We start from the raw sequence: 26,013 nt of genomic DNA on the forward strand, positions 1-26,013 counted from the left end.
GGCAGTGGGATGAGTGGTGACTGACCGGTACGACCGGGCCCTCGGCGCGCTGACCGGGCTCGCGCTCGGCGACGCTCTCGGCATGCCCACCCAGCTGCTGTCGCGGCCGCTGATCCGGGCGCGGTACGGCGAGCTGACGTGGTTCCTCGACGCTCCCGACGACAACGAGATCAGCCGGGGTACGCCCGCCGGGCGGGTCACCGACGACACCGACCAGGCCCTGATCCTGGGCCGGCTGCTCGTGGCGGGCGGTGGCCGGGTGGACCCGCGCCGGCTGGCCGACGAACTGCTGTCGTGGGAGGCCCGGATGACGGCGCTCGGCTCGGCGGATCTGCTCGGCCCGTCGACGCGTCGCGCCCTGCAGCTTCTCGCCCAGGGCGCCCCGATCGGCGAAGCCGGCCGGTGGGGTGACACCAACGGGGCCGCCATGCGGGTCGCGCCGGTCGGCGTCGTGTACCCGCCGGACCCGGTCGACCGGCTGGTCGACGCCGTGGCCGACGTCGACCGCGTCACCCACGACACCACCGTGGCCAACGCCGGAGCCGCCGCCGTGGCCGCCGCGGTGAGCGCCGGAATCGACGGCGCCTCGCTGAGCGAAGCGGTCACACATGGCATCGAGGCCGCCCGGGTAGGTGCCACCCGCGGACAGTATGTGCCGGGCGCCGACGTCGCCGCGCGCATCGAGTGGGCGCGCGACCTGGCAGCCGCCAGCCCGGAGCCGCTCGATGTCATCTACCGGCTCGTGGGCACCGGGGTGGCGACCCAGGAGGCGGTACCCGCGGCGTTCGCCGTGCTGGCGGTGTGCCCGGCCGACCCGTTCCAGGCCTGCCTCGCGGCCGCGAGCCTGGGCGGCGACTGCGACACGGTCGCGGCGATGGTCGGCGCGATCAGCGGCGCCTGCCACGGGTACGCGGCCCTGCCGCCCGACGCGGTGGCGACCCTGAACGCGGCGAACCCGACGCTGAACATCCCCGAGCTCGCCGGACAGCTGCTCGAACTGCGCGACCGCCTAGAATCCCGGTCGTGATCCCCGCGCCGGGCCGGCTCGTACTCGTCGGCAGCGTCATCGTCGACGTCCTCATGTCCGTGCCCGCGCTGCCCGACCGCGGCGGCGACGTCCTCGCCTCGGGCGCGGGCGTCCAGGTCGGCGGCGGGTTCAACGTCCTCGCGGCGGCCCGGCGGCTGGGGCTGCCGTCGGCGCTCGCCGGCCGCGTCGGCGACGGGCCGTTCGGCGCGCTGGTCACCGCGGCGCTCGCGACCGAGGGGATCGAGCGGCTCCTGCCGCCGGGGCGCGGGGACACCGGCTTCTGCGTGGGGCTGGTGGAGCCGGACGCCGAGCGTACGTTCGTCACAAGCCCCGGCGTCGAGTCCGAGCTGACCGGTCGGGACCTGGCCGGGGTCGAGGTCCGCGCGGACGACGCGCTCTACGTGTCCGGGTACGACCTGTGCTACCCCGTCACCGGGCCGGCGGTCGCCGCCTGGTGCGGCGGCCTCGCCGACACGCCGGTCGTGCTGGATCCCGGTCCGCTGGCGGCCGACATACCCGTGCGGGTGCTCGGTCCGGTGCTCGAGCGTACGGGTGTGCTCACGCTCAACGAGCGGGAGGCGCGCCTGCTCACCTCGGTGTCCGACGTGGACGAAGCGGGTCGGGCGCTGCGCGACCGGCTTCCGTCGTCGTCCGTGCTCGTCGTGCGCCGGGGCGCCGCGGGCTGCAGCGTGTACCTGCCCGGCCACGCCGAGCCGCGGCGCATTCCCGCACCGGTGGTGACGGCGGTGGACACCACCGGCGCCGGGGACGCCCACACCGGTGCTTTCCTCGCCGAACTGCACCGGACGGGTTCGGTGCTCGACGCCGCCCGGAGCGCCAACGCCGCGGCGGCGCTGGCCGTCACGCGCGCCGGTTCGGCCACCGCGCCGCGCCGTGCCGAACTCGACCGGATGCTCGCCGGCTGGGACGTTTCGGTCGCATAAAGGTGGATCCTGACGGGCGTCTCGCTCGAAATGGCATCAGCTGAAAAACCGGTCTTGCCCACCCTGCACATCACGTTGACGTCCATCAATTGATGTAGTTAATGTCCGTGCCACACATACCTCTTCACATGGCGGGGATCGGGAGGGAAGACCAATGTTCAATGCATTGGCAATTGGCAGCATGCTGCTTTCTTTTGCTGTCCCGGCGGCACCGGCGTTCACCACTCCGCCGCCGCCCGACAAAATTGTCATCGACGTCGCCACCGTGAACGGCTCGGGCTGTCGCCCCGGTTCCGCGGCGGTCGCCGTCGCGCCGGACAACACGGCGTTCACCGTGACGTACAGTGAGTACCTCGCCCAGGTCGGCATCGGCGCCAAGCCGACCGACTTCCGCAAGAACTGCCAGCTCAACCTCATCGTGCACGTCCCGCAGGGCTTCACGTACGCGATCGCTCAGGCCGACTACCGGGGCTTCGCGCACCTGGAGAAGGGGGCCACCGGCCTGGAGCGGGCCAACTACTACTTCCAGGGCCAGTCGCAGACCGCGTATGTACAGCATCCCTTCTCCGGGTCCTACAACGACGACTGGCACACGACCGATTCGGTCGATGCCACGGCGCTCGTTTTCAAGCCCTGCGGCGAGGAGCGCAACCTGAACATCAATACCGAACTCCGGGTCGCGGCCGGTAGTTCGGATCCGTCGAAGACGAACAGCTTCATGTCGATGGACTCGACCGACGGCGCCATCAACACTATTTACCACTTCGCCTGGAAGTCGTGCCCGTAACGAATATCGGCGATCGGGTGAAGGTTTCGGGGATCCGTCGCGATCCTCGAAACCTTCACGTCGGCGACCGTTGGCCGGTGGCCGGTTGTCTGGAAAGCTTGGTGTCGATGAGTACCCCGTCGCGTGACTGGTACGCCTGGCATGCCCCGTACGACGAGCCGGGGTCGCCGCGCCACCGCCGGCTCCGCATCGTCCAGGGACACATCAGAGCCTGGCTGGGGGAGCGCGCCGGCCGGTCGCCGCGCGTGGTGAGCGCGTGCGCGGGTCAGGGCCGCGACCTAATCGAGGTGCTGGCGGGCGCGCCCGACGGCGCGGCGGTACGGGCGCGCCTGATCGAACTCGACCGCCGCAACGTCGACGTCGCGCGGAGAACGGCGCGCGACGCGGGGCTCGCCGGCGTGGAGGTCGTCTGCGCGGACGCCGGACTCACCGACGCGTACGTGGGTGCCGTGCCCGCCGATCTGGTCCTGATGTGCGGCGTGTTCGGCAACATCAGTGATGGCGACGTACGCCGGACCGTCGGACATCTGCCGCAGTTGTGCGCGCCGGACGCGACCGTCATCTGGACCCGCACCCGCCGTTCTCCGGACCTCACGCCCGCGATCCGGTCCTGGCTGCGGCTCGCGCGCTTCGTCGAGCGGTCGTTCGACGCGCCGGCCGACGCGCTCTTCTCTGTCGGTGTGCACCGGTTCGCCGGGGCGCCGCAGCCCGTGGCACCGGGGCGCCGGATGTTCGAGTTCGTCACGTGACGACGCGCGTGACCACCCAGTGGTGCTTACCGAGCCGGCGGGTCCGTGCGAACCCGTGCCGTTCGAACATCGCCACCGTGCCGTTGTGCAGAAACGAGGCGGACGCGGACCGGCCGTCCACGTCTTCGGGGTAGCTCTCGACCGTTCCTCCGCCGAGCCGGGCGATCTCCTGTAGAGCGCCGTCGAGCGCGGCGGAGGCGACCCCTCTGTGCCGGTACCCGCGATGGACGAAGAAGCACGTGATCCGCCAATCCGGAAGGGCGCTCAGGCCGTCGAGGTAGGCGCGACGGTGCTTGATGCGTGGCAGTTCGTCGGTGGGACCGAACTGGCACCAGCCCACGCAGTGCGGGCCGTCGTACACGAGGGCGGCGTGCGCCCGACCTTCCCGTACCCGGCACTCCTTCTCGGATCGGTTCTGCGCCGGGGTCTTCGTGCGCCCCACGCCCTCGGCGTGGAAGGCCATGCACCAGCAGCCGCCCCATACCCCGTTGTGACCGTCGACCAGTCGCGCGAAGTCGGGCCAGGTGGTCTCGTCCAGAGGTTTCACCTGGAAGTCCGTCACGCCGGCAGCCTAACCGGGTGTGTCCCATTTCCCAGCGCCTCCGGCCCTGGAGCGGCACCTGTTCGGCTCGGATGCCGAGCGACGGCACTTCCCGACCGCCCCGGTCTGCGGAAAGATCTGAACCGTGACAGCGCGCGCTGAGGTCTCGCAGGCGTCAGCTCGGGAAAGGTCATACGTGCGGTGATGACCCAGGGAAGGCGGTCGTGAAATGAGCGGCAAGGTTGTCGTGAACCGGTGTATGTCGCTTGACGGCTTCATCGCCGGCCCCGGCCATTCGATGGACTGGGGAGGTGATCGCGATCTCGCCGACTTCGTGGCACCGGACGATTTCGCGGAGATCGCAGCGGCCACCGGCGCCATGCTCGTCGGCCGGCGGACGTGGGAGGTAGGCGACCGGATGCAGGCCGAGAAGCCGGACAGCGCCGACTACCCCTTCTCCGGACCCATGTTCCTCCTCACCCATAGACCACTGGAGCCGCCGAACCCGAACGTCACGATCCTCACCGGCGACATCGGCGAAGCGGTCGCCACGGCACTGGACGCGGCCGGCGGTAAGAACCTCGAAATCCTCGGCGCCGACGTGGCCGGCCAGTGCCTGCAGCGGGGGCTCGTCGACGAGATCCTGGTGTATGTACTGCCGGTTCTGCTCGGCGACGGCATCCGCTTCTCGGCCCCGGGCCTTGCCAGGACAGACCTGGAACCAATCAGCAGCACGCGGTCGGACGACGCCACCATCCTCCGCTTCCACGTCCGCAAGCAGTCCGACCAGACTGTCTGATGGCACCGGATCCCGCGCGCCGGGGTCACCCCGGCCGACGCGCTGTAGAGATCACTGCACGTTGCGCGGGGACCCGCACACCGGGTCCAGGATCCCAACGACTCGGGCAGGAACCGCCACTGGTGCCGACCGACCCTGCTACGGCAGCCGCGGCCGAATAGGAAACATCATCCTGAGTTATCCATCGAAATCAAAAAGATTATGTATGGTGTCGCGCGGTCGCGGCTACCGGGGCAATTCCCGCCACGGATTAAGCATTCTTTAGACGCGTATTAAAGCCGCATTGAGCGGCGCGTGAGTGCGCTGATTAACAAGGTGTGGGGGTTGGCACGCCGAGTGCCCGCCAGTAATCTCAACGCGTCTGTTCCGGTCGTTGGTCATCGCAGGTGGCGCCGGTGCAGACCCGCCGAATCGCGCAATGCGAGCCGGGGACCCACCGTACGTCTGGGGTGAATCCGCGGGCTGCTGGCCAGCGGTAGGGCGACCTACGCGCCCGAATCCGTCAGCTAACCCGGTAGGCGGCAGCGTAAGGAGATCAGATCAATGCACGTCTGCCCATCCATCGATTCTCGCCACGTCGCCAGCCGTGCCGGCCGGGCGCTCCGGGTCGGCGGAGTTCATTTGCTCCGCTGAAAGCGGCCCGTCAGGTCACGCCAGCCGCCTGTGTCGCGATGCCAATCGTCTCGCGGTCCTAGCGGTCGGCGTTCCCGCCGTTTTTGTCACGTGCCCCGACCGGACCGACGCTCGGTCCGCCTTCGGGCACGCACCGGACGCCGCGCGTCAACCGTCTCTTTAGGACGCGAGTCTGCGCCGCGCATCCCTGCCCGTCCGCAGTGATGCGCGAATCGGCTCACCCAGCCGCTGTACGTCATTCACGGTCGGCAAATCGTTGGAGAATTGAGTGAAGTCCTCGCGTACCCACCAGCCCGCCCGCCACGCCGCGCCGTCGCGCCTGCCTCGCGTGGTGACCATCTCGGGTGCCCTCGTCGCCGCTGCCGCGGCGGCCGGCATCATGCTCAGCCAGGTCGACGACCCGCAGGCGGCCAGCGCCTCCGTAACCAGGAACGTCGCGAAGGTCGTCCGCGTCGACGACGGCCGGGCCGCACGCGGCCAGGCCCGCGCGGTCGCACCGGCCCCCTCGGCGACGTCCGCCCAGGCGCCGGCGGCATCCGCGCCCTCTTCCGCGTCGCCCTCTCCGGCCGCGCCCGCGTCGACCCATCCCGCCGCGCCCGCGTCGCCGTCGCCGTCCGTGCCGTCCGTGCCGGCGTCGAAGGTGCTCGACTACCAGTTCCAGCTGCAGCCCAACTACTACTACTGCGGACCCGCCGCGACCCGGATCGCCCTGAGTGCCACCGGCCACATCCTCAGCTTTGACGCGATCGCCAAACTGCTGCACACGACGACCAGCGGTACGGACTCCGCCAACGACACCACCCGTGGTCTCAACACCGTCCTCGGCGGCAACGTGTACCAGACGAGGGAGATCCCGGTCTCCCCGGCGACGCCGGCGCAGATGGACCAGCTGCAGGCCGACGTCGTACGCGCCATCACCGGCGGGCGGGCCGTCGTCACCAACATCGTCCACTCGGTGACGGACACCTCGGGTACCCGGCACACCTACGACGGTGGCCACTACGTCACGATCGTCGGGTACAAGGACGACGGTCGCACGGTGAAGATCGCTGACCCGGCCAACCCCAACGGTGACGGTACGTACTGGGTCACCACCATCGACATGGCGAACTGGATCGCGACCCACGGTTACTCGTACTGATCGTCCTTGAACGGCTGACAGCGAACGGGCGCCGCTCCTTCCGTGGGGTGGCGCCCGTTCGCCGTTGTCGCCACCTGCGCCGGCCCTGGCCGGCGCTTAATGGAAAGTTTATTTCCTGTCGCTGAACCGAGCCGTGACCGCTGTCCGTACTGCCGAGTAGTCCTGCCGACGAACCAGGTGCGAAGGTGAAGGAGCAGCGAGTGTCCCGACTTAGCGCAATCAGCCCAGCCCGGCAGCTCACCGCCGTCATCGGCACTGCCGTGGTGCTCGGAAGCGGAATCTTCTTCCTCAGTACCCACGCGGGCCATGCAGCGGAGTCGTGTCAGGGCCTGGATACGGCCCTGCAGAACAACCTGAACTTCATCGCCAACCAACAGGCGAATCCGGACGCGCAGTCGGCCGCCCGGATCGCCAACCGGCAGGCGGTGGTCGACCAGATCCAGCAGCGCCGCAAGGCGGCCGGCTGCACCAACAACGTCGTGGCCGGCAACGCCAACGCCGGCAACGCCAACGCGGGCAACCAGGGCAGCGGTGAGAACTGCGCCGGGCTCGACCAGGCCCTGCAGAACAACCTCAACTTCATCGCCCAGCAGAAGGCCAACCCGGATGCCCAGTCCGCCGCCCGGATCGCCAACCGACAGGCGGTGGTCGACCTGATCCAGCAGCGCCGCAAGGCGGCCGGCTGCAACGGCGCCGGCGGCAACGCGGGGAACGCGGGCAACGGCAACGCAGGTAACGCCGGGAACGCAGGTAACGCCGGCAACGGCAACGCCGGGAACGCCGGGAACGCAGGTAACGCCGGGAACGGTAACGCGGGCAACGGTAACGCCGCTGCTGGGACCGCGAGCCCCGCGAAGGGGGACGTGGTCTGCCAGGGTTCGACGGTCACCCTCTCCGGTGAGGGTGGTGCACCGGCCGCGTCCAGCAACCAGTTCCCGATCGGCACCAAGCTGAAGGTCACGAACCTCGACAACAACAAGTCGACGACGGTGGCGGTCACCTCGGTCTCCGGTAGCTGTGCTCTGCTCAACAATGCCGCCTTCGAGCAGGTCCGCGAACCCGGAAAGTTCCTGATCCGCCGCGCCGTGATCGAGCGCGTCGGCTGACGCGGCGCCGCGCGGAGGCGCGGCCGGCACACATCACATCGGGCGCAGCCCGCCGACCGGTTCGGCAGGCTGCGCCCGATGTCGTTCCGTCACCACCTCCGGGCAACGGCTATCCGTCGTCACGGCGGGCACCGCCGGTCGGTGGGACGTCCGCCACCTGGTGGCCGGTGGCGTCGACGAGTCCGGGCGCCATGCTTCCGTCGTGCGCCCGCTGGGCGTCCCTGGTCTCCCGCAACTCCTCGTCGCTGCGCGGATCGATTGCCCGACCCTGCGTCGGCCCGTCCGGCACACCCGTGTCGACCCGGTCGTCGTGGTGGTCCATGTGTCCTCCTCGGGAAAGCCGGCAGATGGTCCATTGTTCGTCATACCCGGCATCGGGGCGGGCATGCCGGCACGCCGCCGCCGGTCCGGCCCCTCGTGCTGTGCCGGCATCCGGGCGGGCGTTCCGGCACGTCGATCGACCGGGTGCCCGCTCGTTTGCAGGTTTCATGCACGTGCGGCCGTCTATTCAGATGCGCAATTGGCGTCGCTGCTCGTTGTCGTGCTGCCGAATCAGCGCATATTAATTGGCACCCGGTTTAAATATTCTGACCCGGCGCGGTGGCGTTTGTAGTTGTGCACGTAACACTTGACCCGACTATTGCCGCTCGCTAGTTTCGACGCTGGCACGTATGCCAATGTATGGATTGGCGGCAGGCTCCACGAGAAGCTCGCCGTCGCCGAAACCAAACCTTTCACGAGGAGGTTGACCATGTTTGCACGACGGCGTCTACTCGCGGGCGCAGTCGCTACGGTGGCACTGACCGCTGGCCTGGTGGGCCAGTCGTCGATCGCCGCGGCCTCGACCGGATCCGACGCGGCAGCGTCGGCCGGCGCCGCCCGGTCGGGCGTCTCGGCCCGTCCGGCGCCGACGGTGCTGTGGCTGACGGTCGCTCACGGCGAAGCGGCCGCACCGGTCACCCGGCTTGCCGTGCTGACCTGCGATCCGGCTGGAGGTAACCACCCGGCCGCCGCGAGCGCGTGCGAAGAACTGAGCGCCGCCGCCGGCGACATCGCCAACATCTCGCAGGATTCCGGCTTCTGCACCATGATTTACGACCCGGTGACGGTCACCGCGCAGGGTTGGTGGCAGGGCCGCCCGCTCACCTATCGCGCCACGTACGCTAATACCTGCATGCTGCACCGACAGACACGGTCTCTATTCCGTTTCTGAGCCCGGTGTGATCGCCGGCCGTTTCGGACCGCCGGCATCGTCTTCGTCGTCGATGTGAAGCAAACCATTTTTGGGAAGGCTGGCTTTAGCGTGCGTATTTTCAGGACCTCTCTCGTCGGTCTGTTCCTGGTGCTGGGGCTGCTCTGCGCCGAATTCACGGGATCGGGAGCGATGCCGGCATCGGCCGCGCCCCCGGCATTGCGCGTCGTGTCGGTCGAACTGGATCGTTCCGGTGGTTTCGTCGGCACCAGTGACCACTTCGTCGTTCCGGGTGACAGTCCGCATGTGGAGGCCGCCCGGCTCATGCAGGCTGCCGGCAGCCCCCGGTTCCTCGCGTTGCGGGACGCCTACCTCGACAACCCCTGCTGCGACCGCTTCAGGTACGTGGTCACGGTGCACTACGAGGGCCATGTCGACAAGCGGGTCAGGGCCATCGAGGGCGCGCCCGGACTGCCCGCCGTCCTGTCCGACGTCATCGACCTCACCATCGAGATCGGACAGGCCGCGGCACCGAACCGGCGGTGAGTCTCCGCCGGCCCTGCGCTGGGGCGGGGCCGGCGGGCCGGTCAGTTCCTGGGAAACCCCACCCAGATGCGGACCCGGTACGCGATGATGGCGTACCGGGTCCGCGCCCGTGTAACCGCTGGTCGTGGCCAAGAACACGCTGGTCTGCCGGGTCACGCGGCGGTGAGGATGGGGCGCATGCTGGGCATTACCAACATCTGGACGTACCTGCTCGGTACGGTGGCGATCGTCCTGCTTCCTGGGCCGAACTCGATGTACGTGCTGTCGGTGGCTGCCCGGCGAGGCGTACGCGCCGGGTACGCCGGTGCGTGCGGCGTGTTCATCGGCGACGCGGTGCTGATGACGCTGTCCGCCGCCGGGGTGGCCTCGCTGCTGCGCGCCGAGCCGGCGCTGTTCACGATCGTCAAGTACGCGGGCGCCGGATACCTGTGCTGGATCGGCGTGAACATGCTGCGCGCCGCGTGGCGGCGGTGGCGCCGCCCCGCGCCGGTCAGCCCCGCACCGGCCCGTACCGAGACGACGGTCGTGACCGCGTCGCAGGTGGCCGAGGAGCGCGACCCGTTCCGGCGGGCGCTGGTCGTCAGCCTGCTCAACCCGAAGGCGATCCTGTTCTTCGTGTCGTTCTTCATCCAGTTCGTCCAGCCCGGTTACCCGCACGCCTGGCTGTCGTTCCTGCTGCTCGGGTCGATCGCGGAGCTGGTGAGCGCGGCGTACCTCACCACGCTGATCTTCACGGGCAGCTACCTGGCCAGCCAGTTCCGCCGTCGCCGTGCGCTGTCCACCGCGTTGACGGCCGGGGTCGCCGCGATCTTCGTCGGCTTCGCGGTCAAGCTCGCCACGGCGTCGCTCAGCTGACGGCTGCGGGTGCGGCCGCTGCCGCTTCCGGCTGCGACCGGTTTCGGCGGGCCCGGGTGACGACGCCGGGGACGGCCGCACCCACCGACACGAACAGCGCGGCCATGAGCAGCCATCCGAGCAGGCCCAGGTCGAGGGCGAGCCAGGTCAGCACCGCAGGGGCGAGCATGCGGCCGAACTGCATGCCCATCGAGTAGGTCGCCTGGTACTGGCCCTGCGCGTGGGCCGGGGCCAGGCCGAAGGAGATGCCCCAGCCGGCCGCGGACTGGCGTAGCTCGCCGATGACGTGGACCAGGGCGCCTGCGAGAAGCAGCGCGCTCGCGGCCCAGGCGGGCACGCCGGCGCTGGCCGCGAAGATGACACAGGCCACACCGATGAACAGCCCCGCGCCGCGCGCCGCCCGGGCGGCCGCGTCGACGTCGTCGGTGCCGCGGGCCGCCCGTACCTGCAACGCCACGACCATCGTGGTGTTGACCAGGAGGATCACGGCGACCAGCCAGCGTGGCGCGTGGGTGCGGGTGGCGACCCACAGGGGCAGCACGAGGTCGATGATGTTGAAGTGCATGGACATGATCCCGTCCAGCGCCACGTACGCCAGGAACGGCCGGTCCCGCAGCGCGACCAGGCGTGGGCCGCGTGGGGCGGGCTGCGGGTCGATCGCGGGCAGCCGGGTGGCGACGATCGCCGCGACCGCGAAGCTGACCGCGTTACCGGCGATCACCAGGCGGTACCCGGTCGGCGTGTCCGCGGCGAGGGCGACGCCGGCGAGGGTGGTGCCGATCGAGATGCCGACGTTGGTGGTCGCACGCAGGTAGGCCCGCGCGCGTACCCGCTCTGTGACGGGGATCGTGCCGGCGATCAGCCCGCCGCGCGCGCCGCGTTGACCGGCGTCGGCGAGCGCGGTCAGCGCGGCGAGCAGCACGAACGAGGCGAACGAGTGGACCGCGAGCATCGCCGCCGACAGCACCGACAGCACCGCGTAGAAGGTGACCTGCACGCCCCGCGGGCCGCGCCGGTCGGCCAGGTACCCCATCGGGGTGCTCGCGATCAGGCACACCCCTGACGCGGCGGTCAGGCCGAGCCCGACCTGCGTCGCCGAAAGGCCCACCACACGGGTCAGATAGAGAGCGCTGCTGGCCAACCAGAGCCCGTTTCCCGCCGTGTTGACCAACGTGCAGACGGTCAGCACCCGGACGGGGCCGGGGGTGGGCAGCAACCTCTTCAGCATGCCGACCATTAAACAGTACGCGCGTACTGTTTTTGCTCCGTTTTTCGGTGACGCAGCTCTCGCCGTCGATGGCGTCCCCGCCGGCCGCCGTTCGGTCGCGACCGGGCAGCGGGCGGGGATGGCGGTCGCTACGCTGCCGTCGTCTACGTGGACGGGGGAGGTTGGCGTGGACGATCGCAGGTGGGACGAGCTTGCCCGGCTCCGCGACGAGGCCGGCGACACGGTGCGGCTGCTGGCCGCGGCGCACCAACCCGACGCCCGGTTCACCGCCGGTGACGCCACCGGAGCGGTGACGGTCGCCGTCGACGGTGACGGCCGGATCCGCGCCGTCACCGTCAACGGTGGATGGCGCGGCCGCGTCGGGGCGACCGGCCTGGCCGACGCGGTGCGCGACGCGGTACGGGCCGCCGGGACGGCGCGGCTGCGGGCCTGGAGCGCGGCGGTCGAGGCGGGGGCCGGCCCACCCGGCGCCGACGCGGGGGCCGGCCCACCCGGCGCCGACCTGGCGACCGACGCGGATACCGCCAGGGTCTTCGCGCGGCGGCTCGCCGAGGCCACCGACGGCGTGCCGGTGGACGCGGCACGCGGATGCGAGGTGCTGCGCGAGATCCTGTCCATGCTCACCGCCATCGACGAAAGCCTTGACGAGCTGTCCACCCACCTCCGGCTCGGCGCCGAACGGGTGTCCACCGGCCGCAGCGGCGCCGGGCACGTCGAGGTCCGCATCGACGGCTCCGGCGCCCTGGTCGCCGTCGACGTCGACCAGCGGTGGCTGCGCGACGCGGCCGAGACCCGCATCGCCCGCGAACTCGGCGAGGCGTTCGAGTCGGCGTACGGGGCCGCCGCCGCACACAGCCCGCGCAGCCTGATCGCGCGCAGCCCGCTCGGCGTGCTCCAGCCGCTGGCGGCAGATCCGGCGCTGCTCGCGCAGCGGCTGGGCCTGCACGCCGGTGGACCGTCCCCGGCCGGCCTCGGGCGACCGTGACGACGGCGGGCGCGGGGTCACCGACCGCGGAGCAGGTCCGCGTGGCGATCGAGCGGCTGCGCGCGGACGCGCGGATGTGGCGCGGCACGGCCGCAACGGCAGGGACGGCCCGCGCCGCGGGTGCCGGGCTGGACCTGGGCGAATCGCAGCTGTCCTGGGCGAGCCGCCCGACCGGGCTGCTGGACACCTACCGGGAGGCGCAGCGCAAGACACTGCGGTTGCTGGACGAGGCCGAGCGCAGCCTGGACGACCTGGGCGCGGCGCTGGACCGGGCGGCTGACGGCTACGAGCGGGACGAGCGTGACGCCGTTCACCGGATGAGCAACCTCTACCGACCCAGCGAGCAGAGGACGGTTCGACGATGACTTCGCCCGTACCCGCTGCCGAGGAGGCGGAGCTTCTCCAGCGGCTGACGGACCTGCTGGACACGGTCCGACGCAAGACCACGGAGCTGGTCGACACCGTCGACCGGACGCTCCGCGCGCTGCCGGCCGCCGTCGCGGCGCCGATCCTGGCGGCCACGCGGCGGCTGGTGGACCTGGTGCGGCAGGCGTACGACGCCCTCACCGAGATCCTGGGCAGCATGGGTTCGCCGTCGACGCTGTGGCGCCACGCCGCCGCCTGGAGCGACAACGTCGGCGGCCCGGTCAGCGGACTGGCGTCCGACGCGGACCTCGACCGGGTCCAGGCCGACGACAGTTGGACCGGGGAAGCGGCCGACGCGTACCGGAACGCGCTGGGCCCGCAGAAGGCCGCTCTGGCCGCGGTCAAGGCCACACTCGCCGACGGCATCGCGACCGCGCTGTCGGAGACGGCCAAGGCGATCGTGGTGTTCTGGGGCCTGCTCGTGGCGGGGCTGGCCGCCCTGGTCACCGGGATCATCGGCGCCATCGCCTCGAGCGCGACCATCGTCGGCCTGCCCGCCGGCCCGTTCGTCGCGGCCGGCGCGGCGGCCGCCTTCCTCGCGTGCTTCTTCGCCGGTGGAATGAACCTGCGCAGCGCCGCGGCGGACCAGAACGTCAGGCTCCGGCAGCGGCTCGACGACGACACCAGCTTCCGGGACGGGCACTGGCCCCGGCCGGCCGCCGACCCGTCGGACGGCTCGATCGGCGACGGCACACCCAGCGGCTGGCGCCTCAAGGGCGCGTGACCGGTCACGTCCCGGCCGACCGGTGTCCACCTTCCGTGGGTGGCGGCGGGGCCGATGGTTGTCGCCCGCCCGGCGTGCAACGGCCGTCCGGCAAGGGGACGCCGGGTTGCTGAACGGATGCAATGCTCTACGGCGTCGGAGGCACGACGGCGCTCCGATGAGCGAGCTGAGATCCGTCAGGCGTACCTGGTCGCCCGAGGCCTGGCGGGGAGTGAGAGGCGAAACCCGCGCTCTGAAACGTCAGTCCCCGTGCCGGGGCCGCGGAGCGCGGTCAAGCGGCCAGGTCAACCGTTGACCTGCCGTTTTCCGAGCCACAGCGCGCCATGGCCGGGGAGGCTCCGTGGGCGGTGACCCATCGCACGCGGAGCCGATCGAGAGGCCATCGGAGCTACAACTTCATGTTCAACTCAGCGGTTTACGACCAGATCCCTGTCGTCCGTGCCACGGGGACCGGCGGCACCACCCTGTCGGCGTTCCACGACGCCCTCGTCGCTGTCGACCTCGGGTTCTACAACCTGGTCCGGCTGTCCAGCGTGATCCCGCCGAACACGGGTGTCGACACGACCGGAAAGACGCCGGTGCCGGTGGGGCAGTGGGGTGACCGGCTCTACTGCGTCTACGCGCAGCAGAGCGCGACCTCCCCGGGCGAGCAGGCGTGGGCCGGCATCGGATGGGTGCGGCGCCACGACGGCGGCGGCGGGCTGTTCGTCGAGCACGAGGGCACCAGCGAGGGGTTCGTGGTCAACGCGATCCGTACCAGCCTGCGCGACCTCGTCGCCGGCCGGGAGGACGAGTTCACCGCGCCCGAGTGGGCGGTCAACGGCGCGGTCTGCACCGACCAGCCGGTGTGTTCCCTCGTGGTCGCCGCGTACGAGACGGCGCCGTGGGTGGGGATCGTCCGATGAAGCTCACCATCGAGACCGTTCTAGGCGCGTCCGCGACCGCGGCCTTCTACCCGCTGTACGTCGCCGCGTTCGAGCCCATCCGCACCAGGGCCGCCGCCCGCCACCTGCTGACCGCCGAGGAGTTCGAGGCGGAGATGGCCGATGAGCGGATCGACAAGTACGTCGTATGGGACGACAACGGCGAACCCGTGGCGCTGTCCACCCTGACGACGGACCTCGCGGCGGTGCCCTGGGTCAGCCCGGAGTACTTCGCCGCGCGCTACCCGGACCGGGTCGCCCGCCGGGCGGTCCACTACCTCGGGTACACGCTGGTCCACCCCGACCACGCCCGCAACGGCGTGTTCAACCTGATGATCGAGGCGATCGAGCGGCGCTGCGCCGACGCGCGCGGGGTGATGGCGTTCGACGTCTGCTCGTACAACGACGCGCGCAGCGTCGGCCGCCGGATCGAGCGGCTGGGCCGGTACGACGGGGTGACCCTGTCGGCGGTGGACGTGCAGACGTACTACGCGGCGACGTTCGACGCGCCGCTGCCCGAGGCCGAAATCGAGGCGCCGCGGCCCGCGGCCACCGTCGACACGTCGCTGACCGCTGGCGCCGCCCGATGAACGCCGGGGTGAGCGTCGGGCCGCAGCGGGCCGGGGAGCGCCGCACGGCAGACGGCGATGTCCGCGTCGTCAGCCTCGCCGACCGTCCGGGGCTGGTGGCGTCCATCCCGGACGTGCTCGCCTCGCGTTGGCCGATGTTCATGCTCGCCGGCCGTCCGGGTCACGACGTCGATCTCGTCGAACTGGTGATGCGCACTCCCGTGCACCAGGTGGTGCTGCTCGACGCCGCCGACGAGGTGCTCGGTGCGGGGCTGTCGGTGCCGCTCGACTGGGACGGCACGACCGAGGGGCTGCCGGCGGGCTGGGACGGCGCGGTGCAGGCGAGCGCCGACCTGCTGGCACGCGGCGGCACGCCGAACACGGCGTGCGCACTGTCGATCACCCTCAAGCCGACGGCGGCGGGGCGGGGGTACGCGTCGAGCATGATCAACGCGCTCAAGCGGGCCGCCGCGACGGCCGGAGCCTCCGCGCTGATCGCGCCGGTCCGCCCGGTCCTCAAAACCCGGTACCCGCTGACGCCGACGGCGGACTACCTCACCTGGCGCACCGACGAGGGCGAGGTCTTCGACCCGTGGCTGCGGCTGCACCTCGGGCTCGGCGGGACGGTACGCGGCGTCGCGTACCCCTCGATGACGATCACCGGCAGCATCGCGGAGTGGCGCAGTTGGGTCGGGCTGGCCCTGCCGGGCAGCGGCGAGTACGTGATCCCGGGCGGCATCGCGCCGCTGGTCGTCGACCGGGTGGCGGACACCGGCGTGTACCGGGAGCCCAACGTCTGGGTGGTGCACGACACCGAAAGCTGACGGTCGTTTTCGGTTCATCGCGGGGCGTACCTGCCGATCAAGGTCGTAAGGCACCACTCGCGAGAACCAAGGGAAGACCGCATGCTCCGGCTCAGCCGTACCCCGAGCCCGGCGTCGCCGCCCGGGCCTCGATCCGCGGTGCCCGCCTGGGCCTTTCTGGCCTTCGGCGGGCTCGCGGCCGTGCTGTACGCCGTTGTGCCGGTCGCGCTGACCCCGCCGCTGTTCCTGGCCGTGGCGGTGGCCTCCATCGTGGCCACCGCCATCGGCGCGCGCCGGCATCAGGTCGCGGGCGTCCGGCGCCCGTGGTGGGCGATGGTCGCCGCGGAGACCCTGTTCCTCGGCGGCGCGGTGCTGCGGGCGGTCATCCCGGGCGTCGACGCCACCCCGCCCGGCCCGGCGGCGCTCATCCCGGACGTGCTGGTCGTCCCTGGTTATCTGTGCTGGGCGTACGCCGTCATCGACATGCTGCGTCGACGCCGGCCCACCAAGGCCGACCCGGCCGCCGCCGACGCGCTCCTCATCGGGCTCGGCGCCACGCTGGTCGTCTGGGTGTTCCTGCTGGGGCCGCGCATCGCCGCGGCGCCGGAGTCCACCGCCTCGCAGGTCGCGGCCGCGTTTTTCCCCGTCGTCGACGTGGTGCTGATGGTGTTCGCGGCACAGTTGATGTTCGCCGACGCCGCCCGGGTGCCGGCGCTCTGGCTGCTCGGCGCCTCCGCGACGGTCATGTTCGTCGGCGATCTGATGTACGCGGTCCACGAGGACGGCGTGGATTCGGGCAGTCCGCTGGTGCGACTGTTCGACATCTTCAGCCTGCTGGCGTACGCCATGATGGCCGCCGCCGCGCTGCACCCGACCATGCGTACGCTCACGGAGCGACAGTCGGTCGCCCTGCGCTACTTCGGGATCGTGCGTACCGCCGGCATCGCGACCGTCCTGGTCACGCCGACCGTCCTCGCCATGGTGGCCCCGCCGTCGACCGGCTGGAACGGCGCGGTGCGGCTGGCGCTGTCGTTCCTGCTCACGGTGACGGTCGTCATCCGCCTCGTGCGGGCCAACAACTCCCAGACCCGCGCCGAGCGGGCGGCCCGGCACCGGGCGACGCACGACGCCCTCACCGATCTCCCCAACCGGGAACTGCTCACCGAGACCATCTCGCGCCTGTCCGAGGCGGACGAGGGGCAGGAGATCACCCTGCTCTTCATCGACCTGGACCGGTTCAAGATGGTCAACGACAGCTGGGGCCACGCGGTCGGCGACGAGCTGTTGTGCGCGGTCGCGGCCCGGCTGCGCACCGCCGTGCGCGGCGAGGACCTGGTGTGCCGGGTGGGCGGCGACGAGTTCGTCGTCCTGATCGCGTCGACGACCGACTCCTCGCAGGTGGCGTCCCTGACCGAACGCCTGCTCGACGACTTCGCCGAGCCGTTCGACCTCTCCGTGGGCAGCGTCGTCATCACCCCCTCGATCGGCGTCGCGTCCTCGGACGGGGCCACCGAGGCGCTCGAGCTGATCCGGGACGCCGACACGGCGATGTACAAGGCGAAAAGCTCCGGGCGCAACGGGTACGCGTTCTTCGACCAGATCCTGCACGAGCAGGTGCGCACCCGGGTCGAGATCGAACAGGCGCTGCGCGGCGCGTTGGACCGGGGCGAGCTGTCGGTGCACTACCAGCCGATCGTCGACCTGGCCAACGACGAGCTGACCGGTTTCGAGGCGCTGATGCGCTGGGATCACCCGCAGCTGGGCCGGGTGTCACCGCTGGAGTTCATCCCGATCGCGGAGGACACCGGGCTCATCGTGGAGTACGGCGCGTGGCTGCTGGAGGAGGCGGCGAACCAGCTCGTCCGCTGGCGTGCGGCGCGGGCCGATGATCTCCCGCCGCTGCACATCTCCGTGAACATCTCGGTCCGCCAGCTGCGCGACTCGGCGCTGGTCGGCGTCGTGCGCCGGGCGCTGCGCCGCACCGGCCTACCGGCCTCGACGCTGTGGCTGGAGATCACCGAGTCCGGCGTGATGGAGGACCCCGAGACCGCTCTGGCCACCCTGCGGGCGCTGCGCGCGCTCGGCGTCAGGCTGGCCATCGACGACTTCGGTACCGGGTACGCGTCGCTGAACTATCTGCGGTCCATCCCGGCCCGGATCGTGAAGATCGACCGGTCGTTCGTGGCCGGTGTCGGCGAGGGCAGCCACAACGAGGCGATCGTGAAGGCCGTGGTCGCCATGGCGCACGCGCTGGGCCAGCGGGTCGTGGCCGAGGGGGTCGAGACGGTCGTGCAGCGGGACTGGCTGCGTGCGTACGGCTGCGACCTGGTGCAGGGCTGGCTCTACGGCGCGCCGCGGTCGGCGGACGCGCAGGTCGCCTGGATGGACCGGACCGCGACGGCGCTGCAGCTCGATCACCTTTCGTAGTTTGGTCGACCCGGCCGTCAGCCGCTCAGGGCACGGCGCATCGCCGCCGCGGTCTCCTCGGGCGCGGTGGGGTTGACGGCGACCCCGGTGGCGATCTCCAGCCCGCCGGGCGTGGTGACCCGCGGGTACAGGGTGACGTACCACCGGTACCAGTCCCGTGCGGTCGGGCTGTTCGCCGGCCCGTCGTGGACGACGAGGTTGTACGCGGGGTCGTCGAGCACGCCGGCGAGGGCCGTCAGGACGCGGGGCAGCGTCCGGGCCAGGGCGGCGATGGCCGGATTCGAGGCGTTCGCGAGGTCGGCGCTGTCGTCGGCGGGCAGCAGGACCGTCTGGTGCGGCACCGCCGCGGCGCGCGGCTGCCAGACCAGCACGCCGTCGGCGTCGCTGACGACCCGGAGCCCCTCGGCGCGCTCGGCGGCCGCGAGGTCGTCGTGCAGGCGGCGTCCGGTTCGGGAGAAGTGCTCGCGGGCGCGCTCCCACCGCCGGGTCAGCCCCGGCGGGGCCTGGTCGAGCGCGACGATCTGGGTGTGCGGGTGGCGCAGCGACGCACCCGCGCGCTCGCCGTGGTTGCGGAACACGCTGACGGCGGCCGGCTGCCGGGTGGCGAGCGCGCGGCAGCGCTCCCGGATCGCGAACAGGACCGTCGCGAGCTCGTCCGGCTCGGCCGAGCGCGGATCCCAGTCGTGCCGGTCGGACTCGATCACCACCTCGTGCGCGCCGGTGAAGGGCAGTGCGTCCGGGCCCGGTCCCGCGCCCTCCCCGTCGGTGGCAACCAGGGCGTACAGGTTGGGCACCACCCGTACCTGCCAGGCGTCCGTCGCGGCCGGCACGCGCAGCACCTCGGGCGGCGTCATCGCCTCGTTGCCCGGGCAGAAGGGGCACGGCGCGGGCCCGCTCGGCCGGTCGACCGGGCGGCCGGCGCGGCGGGGCGCGATGACGCTCCAGTCACCGGTCTCGGAATCAACCCGCGCTTCTACCATCGACCTAACCAGTTCTGTCCGTTGATGCTTCTGGTGCGAACGCTGTGCGGGGATCGTACGGCCCGCGCCGGGCCGGGCGGGGCACTTCTCCGCCGCGAGCACGGCGCGCGTCCCGGCCGGCCGCCCGTGTTTGATCGATCGCAGCGGGGGAAGCAGACGCTGTCAGCCGGAGAGCCACACATGCGTCTGCCGTACCGCACCCGCGAAGCCGAGCCGCCCGCCCGCCGTACGCCGTCCGACGGGTCGGCCGTGACCCGGCGGCGGCTGCTGGGGGCAGCGGGGCTGCTCGCGGTGGCCGGCGCTACGGGAACCCGGGCCCGACCGGCGCGGGCGCCGGCCGGTGACCCTCCCGCCGGCCGCGGTCGGCCGGCGGTGACCGCCGGTCAGGCGGTCCCGGCGGTGTCCAACGCCCGCCAGTGCGGTCTCGCCGGTGACGGCGTCACCAACGACCAGCCGGCGCTGCAGGCGCTCGTCGACGCCCTCGGCGCCGCGTACGCCGCCGACGGTCTCGGGCGCGTCATCTACTGCCCGCCGGGCGAGTACTCGATCCGCGACGCCGGCACGGTGTGGCGCAGCGGCGTGTCCCTGGTCGGCGCCGGCCCCGGTGTCACCAGGTTCCTGCTGTCCAACTCCGGCAACCGCGCCGACCCGACGCCGCTGGCGTTCTTCACCACCCTGCAGCACGGCGCCACCCGGGCCAACCACCTCACCGACTGCGCCTTCGAGCGGTTCGAGATCGACGGGTCTCGGGTCCTGCTCGCCGGCTACAACGTGCTCGCCAAGGGCCTCGGCATGCAGTACATGCTCCGGGCCCGCTTCCGCGATCTGTACATTCACGACACCGCGGCCAGTGGGCTCGGCTGCGACTTCCTCCAGGACACCACGATCGAGAGCGTGGTCGCCGAGCGGTGCGGACGGCTGAATCCCGGCACGAACATCGGCGGCGCCGGGTTCGGCATCGGAATCGGTGGCTGGGGCCCGGTCGAGCGCCTCGCGATCGCCGACTGCACCGCGCTCGGCAACGGCACCAACGGGTTCTTCGTGGAGCTGCAGAAGAGCTGGTGGACACCGCCGCGGGGGATCCGGGTCGTCGGCTGCCACGCCGAGGGCAACTACTACGGCATCTCCGACTGGGGTGCCGACGGGATGACCGTCTCCGCCTGCACGATGACCGCCAACCTCGTCGCCGGGTACGACGTCTCGGCGCACGGCACCACCCGCGTCGGCGGGCGGGGTGGGATCGTCACCGACTGCGTCATCGACCGCAACGTCCACCACGGCGTGGTCATCGGCAACACGCCGGGCCGGTACGCGTTGCGCGGCAACCGCATCAGCGCCAACGGCTGCCACGGGTACCTGCAGTACAACCTGCGCACCGGCGACCGGCGACCGGCGGCCCTGATGGCGCTCGACGGCAACGAGATCTGGGACAACGGCCTCGACGGGATCCGCGCCGACGCGGCGACGGTCGACGCCGCGCTCGTCGACAACCGGATCGAGGGCAACGGCCGGCGGGCCGCAGCCGCGGCGTCCGGGGGCGGGCGGACCGTCTCCTACACGGCGATGTCCATGGTGGACAAGAATGCGCGCTGGCTGCCCGACGGGCACCTGGGCAAGTGGCTGCGGGTCGGCGACCAGCGCGCGGTCGTCACCGGCAATACCGCCACCGAGCTGACCCTCGCGCCGTGGCGTACCGGCGCGACGACGGCGTGGCCGACCGGCACTCCGTCCGCGGGCGACCGGTACAGCCTGCCGGCGGCGCCGCCGGCGCGCGCCGGGGTCACGCTGGCCCGACCGACCGACCGGCCGACGATCCGGGGCAACCGGATCTGGGACAGCCGGGCGCGCAAGACGCAGACGTACGGGCTGTGGGTCACCGACAGCGGCACCTGCGTCTCGGGCTGGGTCGCCGACAACGACCTGGCGGGCAACGGGCGCGCGGCGGTCCGCTTCGACACCGTGCCGGACGGTGGGCGGTGGCGCGACAACGTCGGCCTCGCCTGACTCGGGCGGGGCCGGTCAGCTCCCGTGACCCGGGCCGACCCCGCCCAGGTACGCCTCGACCTCGCCGGCGACCGTCGCGGCGTCCTGCGGGAACCCGCGCAGGATGCTGGAGCCGCGGCAGACCAGCCAGCGCAGCCCGACGTACCAGACGCCGGGCGCCGCCGCGGCGGTGCCGTCGTGCCGGGGCTGCCCCGCCGGCCCGACCAGGCCGGGGTCGACCCAGGAGAAGTCGCCGTCGAATCCGGTGCACCACACGACGCTGGTGACCTCCTCGGCGCGCAGATCGAGGGTCGCCGGCGGGCTGATCTCGACGGGCGTGTCGGTCGGATCCGCCTCGGCGGGCGGCAGCTCCCCGCCACGGCGCCGGGCGAGGTCGTCGACCAGCCCGCGCGCCCAGGCGGCGAACGCGTCGCCGGCGGCGATGTTGGCGTGGACGCTGTCGTCGAAGGTGAGCCGGTCGCCGGCGATCGCGACCGGGCGCCCGACCAGCGTGACGCCCCGGCGCGCCAGCGCCTGCAGACTCAGGCTGTGACCGCCGCCCCCGATCACCGGATTCGGCGCCCGCAGGAGCGACGGGTCCGTCAGATCGCCCGGCCGCTGGTCGTAGAACCCCAACTCGACCAGCCATTCGTACGTGCCGCGCCCCCGGTACCGGCACGGAAGGCGGCCGACCGGACTGGTCGCGAGCAGGACCCGCCGTCCGCCGCCCAGCAGGTCCGCGGCGATCTGGCAGCCCGACTGGCCGCTGCCCACGACGAGGACGGACCCCGCCGGCAGGAGCCCGGGGGTGCGGTAGTCGCCCGCGTGGTACTGCGCGACGCGGGCGGGTACCGCCCGTGCCAGCGCCGGCACCTTCGGCGTGTTCTGGTCACCCGTGGCGACCACGACCGCGCGGGCGCGCAGGTCGCCCGCGGCGGTCCGCAGGACCCAGCCGGCACCGGCGCGCGCCAGCCGTGCGACGGGTGTGACTTCCCGGATCGGACAGTCCGCGGCCAGCGTCTCGAGCCGCTCGACGACCTCCGCGCGGGTCGCGTACGACTCCCGCTCCTGCGCGCCGAGCGCCGGGTTCATCCAGCCGGGCGTGTTCAGGCGGAAGGAGCCCCACCGCTGGGTACGCCAGGTCTCGCCGGCCCGCCCGCGCTCGAGCACGACATGCGCGACACCACGGGCGGCGAGCGCGGCGCTCGCGGACAGCCCGGCCGGCCCCGCGCCCACGACCACGCAGTCGAACACCGTCGGACGCCTCCGGATCGGTCGTACGGCGGTCCGGAGTCAAGCCTAGTCCGCGCCGGCCGACGGTAATGCCACCAGCAAGATTACGAACACGGACGGTGTGGTAAGCATGATCCCATGGGCGTACGTACCTGGATCGAAGGCTGGCCGGTCTACCGGCAGCTGACCGGCACCGATCCGCTCGGACGGGGAGCGGCGGCGATGTCGCAGCGCTCCGCCGGTCTGGCTCCGCGCACCGGGGCGGCCGACTCGATGGCCCGGTCGGTCTGCCCGTACTGCGCGGTCGGCTGCGGCCAGCGGGTGTACGTCAAGGACGGCCGGGTCACCCAGATCGAGGGTGACCCGGACTCGCCGATCTCGCGGGGCCGGCTGTGCCCGAAGGGCTCGGCGAGCAAGAGCCTGGTCACCAGTCCGCTGCGCCAGACGAAGGTCCGGTACCGGCGGCCGTACGCGACGGAGTGGGAGGACCTGGATCTCGACACGGCGATGGACATGATCGCCGATCGGGTGATCGCGGCGCGGGCGGAGACGTGGGAGGACGTCGACGACGAGGGCCGGCCGCTCAACCGGACGCTGGGGGTCGCCAGCCTGGGTGGTGCGACGCTCGACAATGAGGAGAACTACCTCATCAAGAAGCTGTTCACCGCGATGGGCGCGATCCAGATCGAGAACCAGGCCCGGATTTGACACTCCGCCACCGTCCCCGGTCTGGGGACCAGCTTCGGTCGCGGCGGCGCCACCAACTTCCAGCAGGACCTCGCCAACGCTGACTGCATCATCATCCAGGGCTCCAACATGGCCGAGGCCCACCCGGTCGGGTTCGGCTGGGTCATGGAGGCCAAGCGGCGCGGCGCCCGGGTGATCCACGTCGATCCGCGGTTCACGCGGACCAGCGCGGTGGCCGACACGTACGTGCCGATCCGGGCGGGCACCGACATCGCGTTCCTCGGTGGGGTGATCAACTACATCCTGAGCAACGAGCTGGACTTCCGCGAGTACGTGCTGGCCTACACCAACGCGGCGGCGATCGTCAGCGAGGACTTCCGCGACACCGAGGACCTCGACGGCCTGTTCTCCGGCTTCGATTCCGAGACCCGCACGTACGACCCGTCGAGCTGGCACTACGAGGGGCTCGAACACCACGGGGAGCGGCACGACCAGCACATGCAGCGGGAGACCGCGAGCGCGCAGCAGCACCAGGCCCACGGACCGTCGGTGCCCGCCGCCCCCGCCCGGGACGAGACGCTCCAGCACCCGCGCTGCGTCTACCAGCTCCTCAAGCGGCACTACGCCCGCTACACCCCGGAGATGGTCGAACAGACCTGCGGCATCCCGCGGGAGAAGTTCGAGGAGATCGCCCGCGCCTGGGCGGGGAACTCCGGCCGGGAGCGCACCACCTCGCTGGTGTACTCGGTGGGCTGGACCCAGCACAGCGTGGGCGTGCAGTACATCCGCACCGGCGCCATCATCCAGCTGCTGCTGGGCAACATGGGCCGGCCGGGCGGCGGCATCATGGCGATGCGCGGTCACGCCAGCATCCAGGGCTCGACCGATATCCCGACGCTGTTCAACCTGCTGCCGGGCTACCTGCCGATGCCGCACCACGAAAAGCACGCGACGTACGCGGACTGGGTGGACAGCATCCGCCACCCCGACCAGAAGGGCTTCTGGCACAACGCCGGGGCGTTCTGCGCGAGCCTGCTCAAGGCGTACTGGGGTGACAAGGCGACGCCGGACAACGACTTCTGCTACGGGTACATGCCGCGCCTGACCGGCGACCACGGCACGTACCAGCAGGTGCTTGACATGATCGACGGCAAGATCAAGGGGTACTTCCTGCTCGGGCAGAACCCCGCCGTCGGCTCGGCGCACGGCAAGGCGCAGCGGCTGGGCATGGCCAACCTCGACTGGCTGGTCGTCCGCGACCTGTTCGAGATCGAGAGCGCCACCTGGTGGAAGAACAGCGTGGAGGTCGAGACCGGCGAGATCGTGCCGGAGGAGTGCCGCACCGAGGTGTTCTTCATCCCGGCCGCGTCCCACGTGGAGAAGGAGGGCACCTTCACCCAGACGCAGCGGCTGGTGCAGTGGCGGGAGAAGGCGCTCGACCCGCCCGGCGACGCGCGCTCCGACCTGTGGTTCTTCTACCACCTCGGCCGCATCATCCGGCGGAAGCTGGCCGGCTCGACGCTGCCACGTGACCGGGCGATCCTCGACCTGGCCTGGGACTACCCGACGCACGGCGAGCACGACGAGCCGAGCGCCGAGGTGATCCTCAAGGAGATCAACGGGTACGAGGTGGCCACCGGCCGTCCCCTGTCGACGTTCATGGAGCTGCGCGACGACGGGTCGACCGTCGGCGGCTGCTGGATCTACACCGGCGTCTACGCCGACGGCGTCAACCAGGCGGCCCGCCGCAAGTCCCGGCACGAACAGGACTACGTGGCCGCCGAGTGGGGCTGGGCGTGGCCGGCCAACCGGCGCATCCTGTACAACCGCGCCTCGGCCGACCCGGAAGGCCGGCCCTGGAGCGAGCGCAAGGCCTACGTGTGGTGGGACGCCGACAAAGGCGAATGGGTCGGGCAGGACGTGCCGGACTTCGAGAAGAAGAAGCCGCCGTCGTACCGGCCACCCGAGGGTGCGACCGGCGTCGAGGGCCTGGCCGGCGACGACCCGTTCATCATGCAGGGCGACGGCAAGGGCTGGCTTTTCGTGCCGGCCGGGCTCATCGACGGCCCGATACCGACGCACTACGAGCCGGTCGAGTCGCCGGTGCGCAACCCGCTGTACGGCCAGCAGGCCAACCCGACGCGCAAGGTGTACGAGCGGGCGATCAACCCGATGAACCCGAGCGGGCCGGACGCGCACGCCCAGGTGTTCCCGTACGTGTTCGCGGTCAGTCGGCTCACCGAGCACCACACCGCCGGTGGCATGAGCCGTACCGTCGCGCACCTGGCCGAGCTGCAGCCGGAGATGTTCGTCGAGGTGTCGCCGGAGCTGGCCGCCGAGCGCGGACTGACCCACCTCGGCTGGGCGCACGTCGTCACCGCGCGGGCGGTCGTCGAGGCGAAGGTGCTGGTCACCGACCGGCTCACCCCGCTGCGGGTGGAGGGCCGGACGATCCACCAGATCTGGCTGCCGTACCACTGGGGACGGGAGGGCCTGACCACCGGTGACTCCACCAACGACCTGTTCGGCATCAGCCTCGACCCCAACACGCTGATCCAGGAGAGCAAGGTCGGCACCTGCGACATCCAGCCAGGGCGCCGGCCCACCGGGAAGGCGCTGCTGGCGTACGTGGCCGACTACCGGCGGCGGGCCGGCGTGACCGACGACCCGCACCCGCCGGTCGTCACGGCGGGGGAGGGCTGAGCGCCCCAAGATCCCGGCACTG

Annotated in this window: 23 protein-coding genes, 1 pseudogene and 1 riboswitch; of the genes and pseudogenes, 19 read left to right on the forward strand and 5 right to left on the reverse strand. The window is 71.6% G+C overall.

Going from position 1 to position 26,013, the window contains the following annotated elements; genetic code table 11:
- Positions 1-16 precede the first annotated feature (16 nt).
- From HC031_RS02210 to HC031_RS02225, 4 genes are all read left to right on the forward strand, one after another.
- Complete coding sequence (locus HC031_RS02210; protein WP_167923400.1) at positions 17-1,027, forward strand: ADP-ribosylglycohydrolase family protein; 1,011 nt, start codon at positions 17-19, stop codon at positions 1,025-1,027.
- On the forward strand, positions 1,024-1,971 hold the full coding sequence (locus HC031_RS02215) for a PfkB family carbohydrate kinase (RefSeq protein ID WP_205862104.1): 948 nt from the start codon (positions 1,024-1,026) through the stop codon (positions 1,969-1,971). Before HC031_RS02210 ends, HC031_RS02215 begins: the two co-directional genes overlap by 4 nt.
- Before the next feature lie 154 nt (positions 1,972-2,125).
- The gene (locus tag HC031_RS02220; protein WP_167923401.1) at positions 2,126-2,758 is read left to right on the forward strand and encodes a DUF4360 domain-containing protein; all 633 of its coding nucleotides are present in this window, start codon (positions 2,126-2,128) and stop codon (positions 2,756-2,758) included.
- Positions 2,759-2,865: 107 nt separating this feature from the next.
- Positions 2,866-3,507: a class I SAM-dependent methyltransferase gene (locus HC031_RS02225; RefSeq protein WP_167923402.1), complete on the forward strand. Its 642-nt coding sequence runs from the start codon at positions 2,866-2,868 to the stop codon at positions 3,505-3,507.
- On the opposite strand, the gene HC031_RS02230 is transcribed toward HC031_RS02225, so the two are convergent.
- On the reverse strand, positions 3,500-4,069 hold the full coding sequence (locus HC031_RS02230; protein ID WP_338090439.1) for a GNAT family N-acetyltransferase: 570 nt from the start codon (positions 4,067-4,069) through the stop codon (positions 3,500-3,502). The two genes, HC031_RS02225 and HC031_RS02230, sit on opposite strands and share 8 nt — an antisense overlap.
- Before the next feature lie 208 nt (positions 4,070-4,277).
- On the opposite strand from HC031_RS02230, the gene HC031_RS02235 reads away from it, so the two are divergent.
- The 3 genes from HC031_RS02235 to HC031_RS02245 all read left to right on the forward strand — a co-directional run bounded on the left by HC031_RS02235 (position 4,278) and on the right by HC031_RS02245 (position 7,727).
- The gene (locus HC031_RS02235; protein WP_167923403.1) at positions 4,278-4,847 is read left to right on the forward strand and encodes a dihydrofolate reductase family protein; all 570 of its coding nucleotides are present in this window, start codon (positions 4,278-4,280) and stop codon (positions 4,845-4,847) included.
- 394 nt (positions 4,848-5,241) lie between these two features.
- A riboswitch (cyclic di-AMP (ydaO/yuaA leader) is annotated at positions 5,242-5,383 on the forward strand.
- A gap of 365 nt (positions 5,384-5,748) precedes the next feature.
- Positions 5,749-6,621: a C39 family peptidase gene (locus HC031_RS02240; protein WP_338090440.1), complete on the forward strand. Its 873-nt coding sequence runs from the start codon at positions 5,749-5,751 to the stop codon at positions 6,619-6,621.
- A gap of 185 nt (positions 6,622-6,806) precedes the next feature.
- Entirely contained in the window at positions 6,807-7,727 is a 921-nt protein-coding gene (locus tag HC031_RS02245) for an RlpA-like double-psi beta-barrel domain-containing protein (RefSeq protein WP_205862105.1), read from the forward strand.
- Positions 7,728-7,836: 109 nt separating this feature from the next.
- Here the strand turns inward: HC031_RS02245 and HC031_RS02250 are convergent, their stop codons facing one another.
- Positions 7,837-8,049 (reverse strand): hypothetical protein, encoded by a 213-nt coding sequence (locus tag HC031_RS02250; protein WP_167923404.1) that lies wholly within the window; start codon positions 8,047-8,049, stop codon positions 7,837-7,839.
- Positions 8,050-8,541: 492 nt separating this feature from the next.
- On the opposite strand from HC031_RS02250, the gene HC031_RS02255 reads away from it, so the two are divergent.
- From HC031_RS02255 to leuE, 3 genes are all read left to right on the forward strand, one after another.
- Positions 8,542-8,940 carry an SSI family serine proteinase inhibitor gene (locus HC031_RS02255; RefSeq protein ID WP_205862106.1) on the forward strand — a complete coding sequence of 133 codons (399 nt, stop codon included), beginning with the start codon at positions 8,542-8,544 and terminating at the stop codon, positions 8,938-8,940.
- Between the two features lie 54 nt (positions 8,941-8,994).
- Positions 8,995-9,465 carry a hypothetical protein gene (locus HC031_RS02260; RefSeq protein ID WP_167923406.1) on the forward strand — a complete coding sequence of 157 codons (471 nt, stop codon included), beginning with the start codon at positions 8,995-8,997 and terminating at the stop codon, positions 9,463-9,465.
- Between the two features lie 168 nt (positions 9,466-9,633).
- Positions 9,634-10,320 (forward strand): leucine efflux protein LeuE, encoded by a 687-nt coding sequence (leuE, locus tag HC031_RS02265; RefSeq protein WP_167923407.1) that lies wholly within the window; start codon positions 9,634-9,636, stop codon positions 10,318-10,320.
- On the opposite strand, the gene HC031_RS02270 is transcribed toward leuE, so the two are convergent.
- Entirely contained in the window at positions 10,313-11,548 is a 1,236-nt protein-coding gene (locus HC031_RS02270) for an MFS transporter (protein WP_167923408.1), read from the reverse strand. The two genes, leuE and HC031_RS02270, sit on opposite strands and share 8 nt — an antisense overlap.
- Positions 11,549-11,714: 166 nt before the next feature.
- On the opposite strand from HC031_RS02270, the gene HC031_RS02275 reads away from it, so the two are divergent.
- The 7 genes from HC031_RS02275 to HC031_RS02305 all read left to right on the forward strand — a co-directional run bounded on the left by HC031_RS02275 (position 11,715) and on the right by HC031_RS02305 (position 18,405).
- Positions 11,715-12,533: a hypothetical protein gene (locus HC031_RS02275; RefSeq protein WP_167923409.1), complete on the forward strand. Its 819-nt coding sequence runs from the start codon at positions 11,715-11,717 to the stop codon at positions 12,531-12,533.
- Positions 12,534-12,574: 41 nt separating this feature from the next.
- Positions 12,575-12,898: a hypothetical protein gene (locus tag HC031_RS02280; protein ID WP_167923410.1), complete on the forward strand. Its 324-nt coding sequence runs from the start codon at positions 12,575-12,577 to the stop codon at positions 12,896-12,898.
- The gene (locus HC031_RS02285) at positions 12,895-13,683 is read left to right on the forward strand and encodes a hypothetical protein (RefSeq protein ID WP_167923411.1); all 789 of its coding nucleotides are present in this window, start codon (positions 12,895-12,897) and stop codon (positions 13,681-13,683) included. The genes HC031_RS02280 and HC031_RS02285 overlap by 4 nt, the downstream gene beginning before the upstream one ends.
- Positions 13,684-14,081: 398 nt before the next feature.
- On the forward strand, positions 14,082-14,588 hold the full coding sequence (locus tag HC031_RS02290; RefSeq protein WP_167923412.1) for a pyruvoyl-dependent arginine decarboxylase: 507 nt from the start codon (positions 14,082-14,084) through the stop codon (positions 14,586-14,588).
- Positions 14,585-15,196 (forward strand): hypothetical protein, encoded by a 612-nt coding sequence (locus tag HC031_RS02295; RefSeq protein WP_205862107.1) that lies wholly within the window; start codon positions 14,585-14,587, stop codon positions 15,194-15,196. The genes HC031_RS02290 and HC031_RS02295 overlap by 4 nt, the downstream gene beginning before the upstream one ends.
- A complete protein-coding gene (locus tag HC031_RS02300) occupies positions 15,193-15,999 on the forward strand; it encodes a hypothetical protein (protein WP_167923413.1) in 807 nt (268 codons plus the stop codon). Before HC031_RS02295 ends, HC031_RS02300 begins: the two co-directional genes overlap by 4 nt.
- Before the next feature lie 81 nt (positions 16,000-16,080).
- The gene (locus HC031_RS02305) at positions 16,081-18,405 is read left to right on the forward strand and encodes a putative bifunctional diguanylate cyclase/phosphodiesterase (RefSeq protein WP_167923414.1); all 2,325 of its coding nucleotides are present in this window, start codon (positions 16,081-16,083) and stop codon (positions 18,403-18,405) included.
- Positions 18,406-18,422: 17 nt separating this feature from the next.
- Here HC031_RS02305 and HC031_RS02310 read toward each other — a convergent pair whose 3' ends face one another.
- Positions 18,423-19,385 carry a galactose-1-phosphate uridylyltransferase gene (locus HC031_RS02310; protein WP_167923415.1) on the reverse strand — a complete coding sequence of 321 codons (963 nt, stop codon included), beginning with the start codon at positions 19,383-19,385 and terminating at the stop codon, positions 18,423-18,425.
- 180 nt (positions 19,386-19,565) lie between these two features.
- Between HC031_RS02310 and HC031_RS02315 the strand changes: the two genes are divergently transcribed.
- Complete coding sequence (locus HC031_RS02315; RefSeq protein WP_167923416.1) at positions 19,566-21,389, forward strand: right-handed parallel beta-helix repeat-containing protein; 1,824 nt, start codon at positions 19,566-19,568, stop codon at positions 21,387-21,389.
- Positions 21,390-21,404: 15 nt separating this feature from the next.
- Here the strand turns inward: HC031_RS02315 and HC031_RS02320 are convergent, their stop codons facing one another.
- A complete protein-coding gene (locus HC031_RS02320; RefSeq protein WP_167923417.1) occupies positions 21,405-22,622 on the reverse strand; it encodes an NAD(P)-binding domain-containing protein in 1,218 nt (405 codons plus the stop codon).
- 117 nt (positions 22,623-22,739) lie between these two features.
- Here HC031_RS02320 and fdh point away from each other — a divergent pair.
- Positions 22,740-25,976, forward strand: a pseudogene (gene fdh, locus HC031_RS02330) (formate dehydrogenase); the annotation flags it as partial.
- Between the last annotated feature and the right edge of the window lie 37 nt (positions 25,977-26,013).

It is taken from the genome of Planosporangium thailandense (assembly GCF_011947195.1).
GTDB lineage: Bacteria > Actinomycetota > Actinomycetes > Mycobacteriales > Micromonosporaceae > Planosporangium > Planosporangium thailandense.

Coding starts and splice junctions, on each gene's coding strand:
- HC031_RS02290 (WP_167923412.1), top strand. CDS start 14,082: ATGTTCAACTCAGCGGTTTACGACCAGATCCCTGTCGTCCGTGCCACG.
- HC031_RS02295 (WP_205862107.1), top strand. CDS start 14,585: ATGAAGCTCACCATCGAGACCGTTCTAGGCGCGTCCGCGACCGCGGCC.
- leuE (WP_167923407.1), top strand. CDS start 9,634: ATGGGGCGCATGCTGGGCATTACCAACATCTGGACGTACCTGCTCGGT.
- HC031_RS02220 (WP_167923401.1), top strand. CDS start 2,126: ATGTTCAATGCATTGGCAATTGGCAGCATGCTGCTTTCTTTTGCTGTC.
- HC031_RS02225 (WP_167923402.1), top strand. CDS start 2,866: ATGAGTACCCCGTCGCGTGACTGGTACGCCTGGCATGCCCCGTACGAC.
- HC031_RS02250 (WP_167923404.1), bottom strand. CDS start 8,049: ATGGACCACCACGACGACCGGGTCGACACGGGTGTGCCGGACGGGCCG.
- HC031_RS02300 (WP_167923413.1), top strand. CDS start 15,193: ATGAACGCCGGGGTGAGCGTCGGGCCGCAGCGGGCCGGGGAGCGCCGC.
- HC031_RS02315 (WP_167923416.1), top strand. CDS start 19,566: ATGCGTCTGCCGTACCGCACCCGCGAAGCCGAGCCGCCCGCCCGCCGT.
- HC031_RS02305 (WP_167923414.1), top strand. CDS start 16,081: ATGCTCCGGCTCAGCCGTACCCCGAGCCCGGCGTCGCCGCCCGGGCCT.
- HC031_RS02310 (WP_167923415.1), bottom strand. CDS start 19,385: ATGGTAGAAGCGCGGGTTGATTCCGAGACCGGTGACTGGAGCGTCATC.
- HC031_RS02285 (WP_167923411.1), top strand. CDS start 12,895: ATGACTTCGCCCGTACCCGCTGCCGAGGAGGCGGAGCTTCTCCAGCGG.
- HC031_RS02235 (WP_167923403.1), top strand. CDS start 4,278: ATGAGCGGCAAGGTTGTCGTGAACCGGTGTATGTCGCTTGACGGCTTC.
- HC031_RS02270 (WP_167923408.1), bottom strand. CDS start 11,548: ATGCTGAAGAGGTTGCTGCCCACCCCCGGCCCCGTCCGGGTGCTGACC.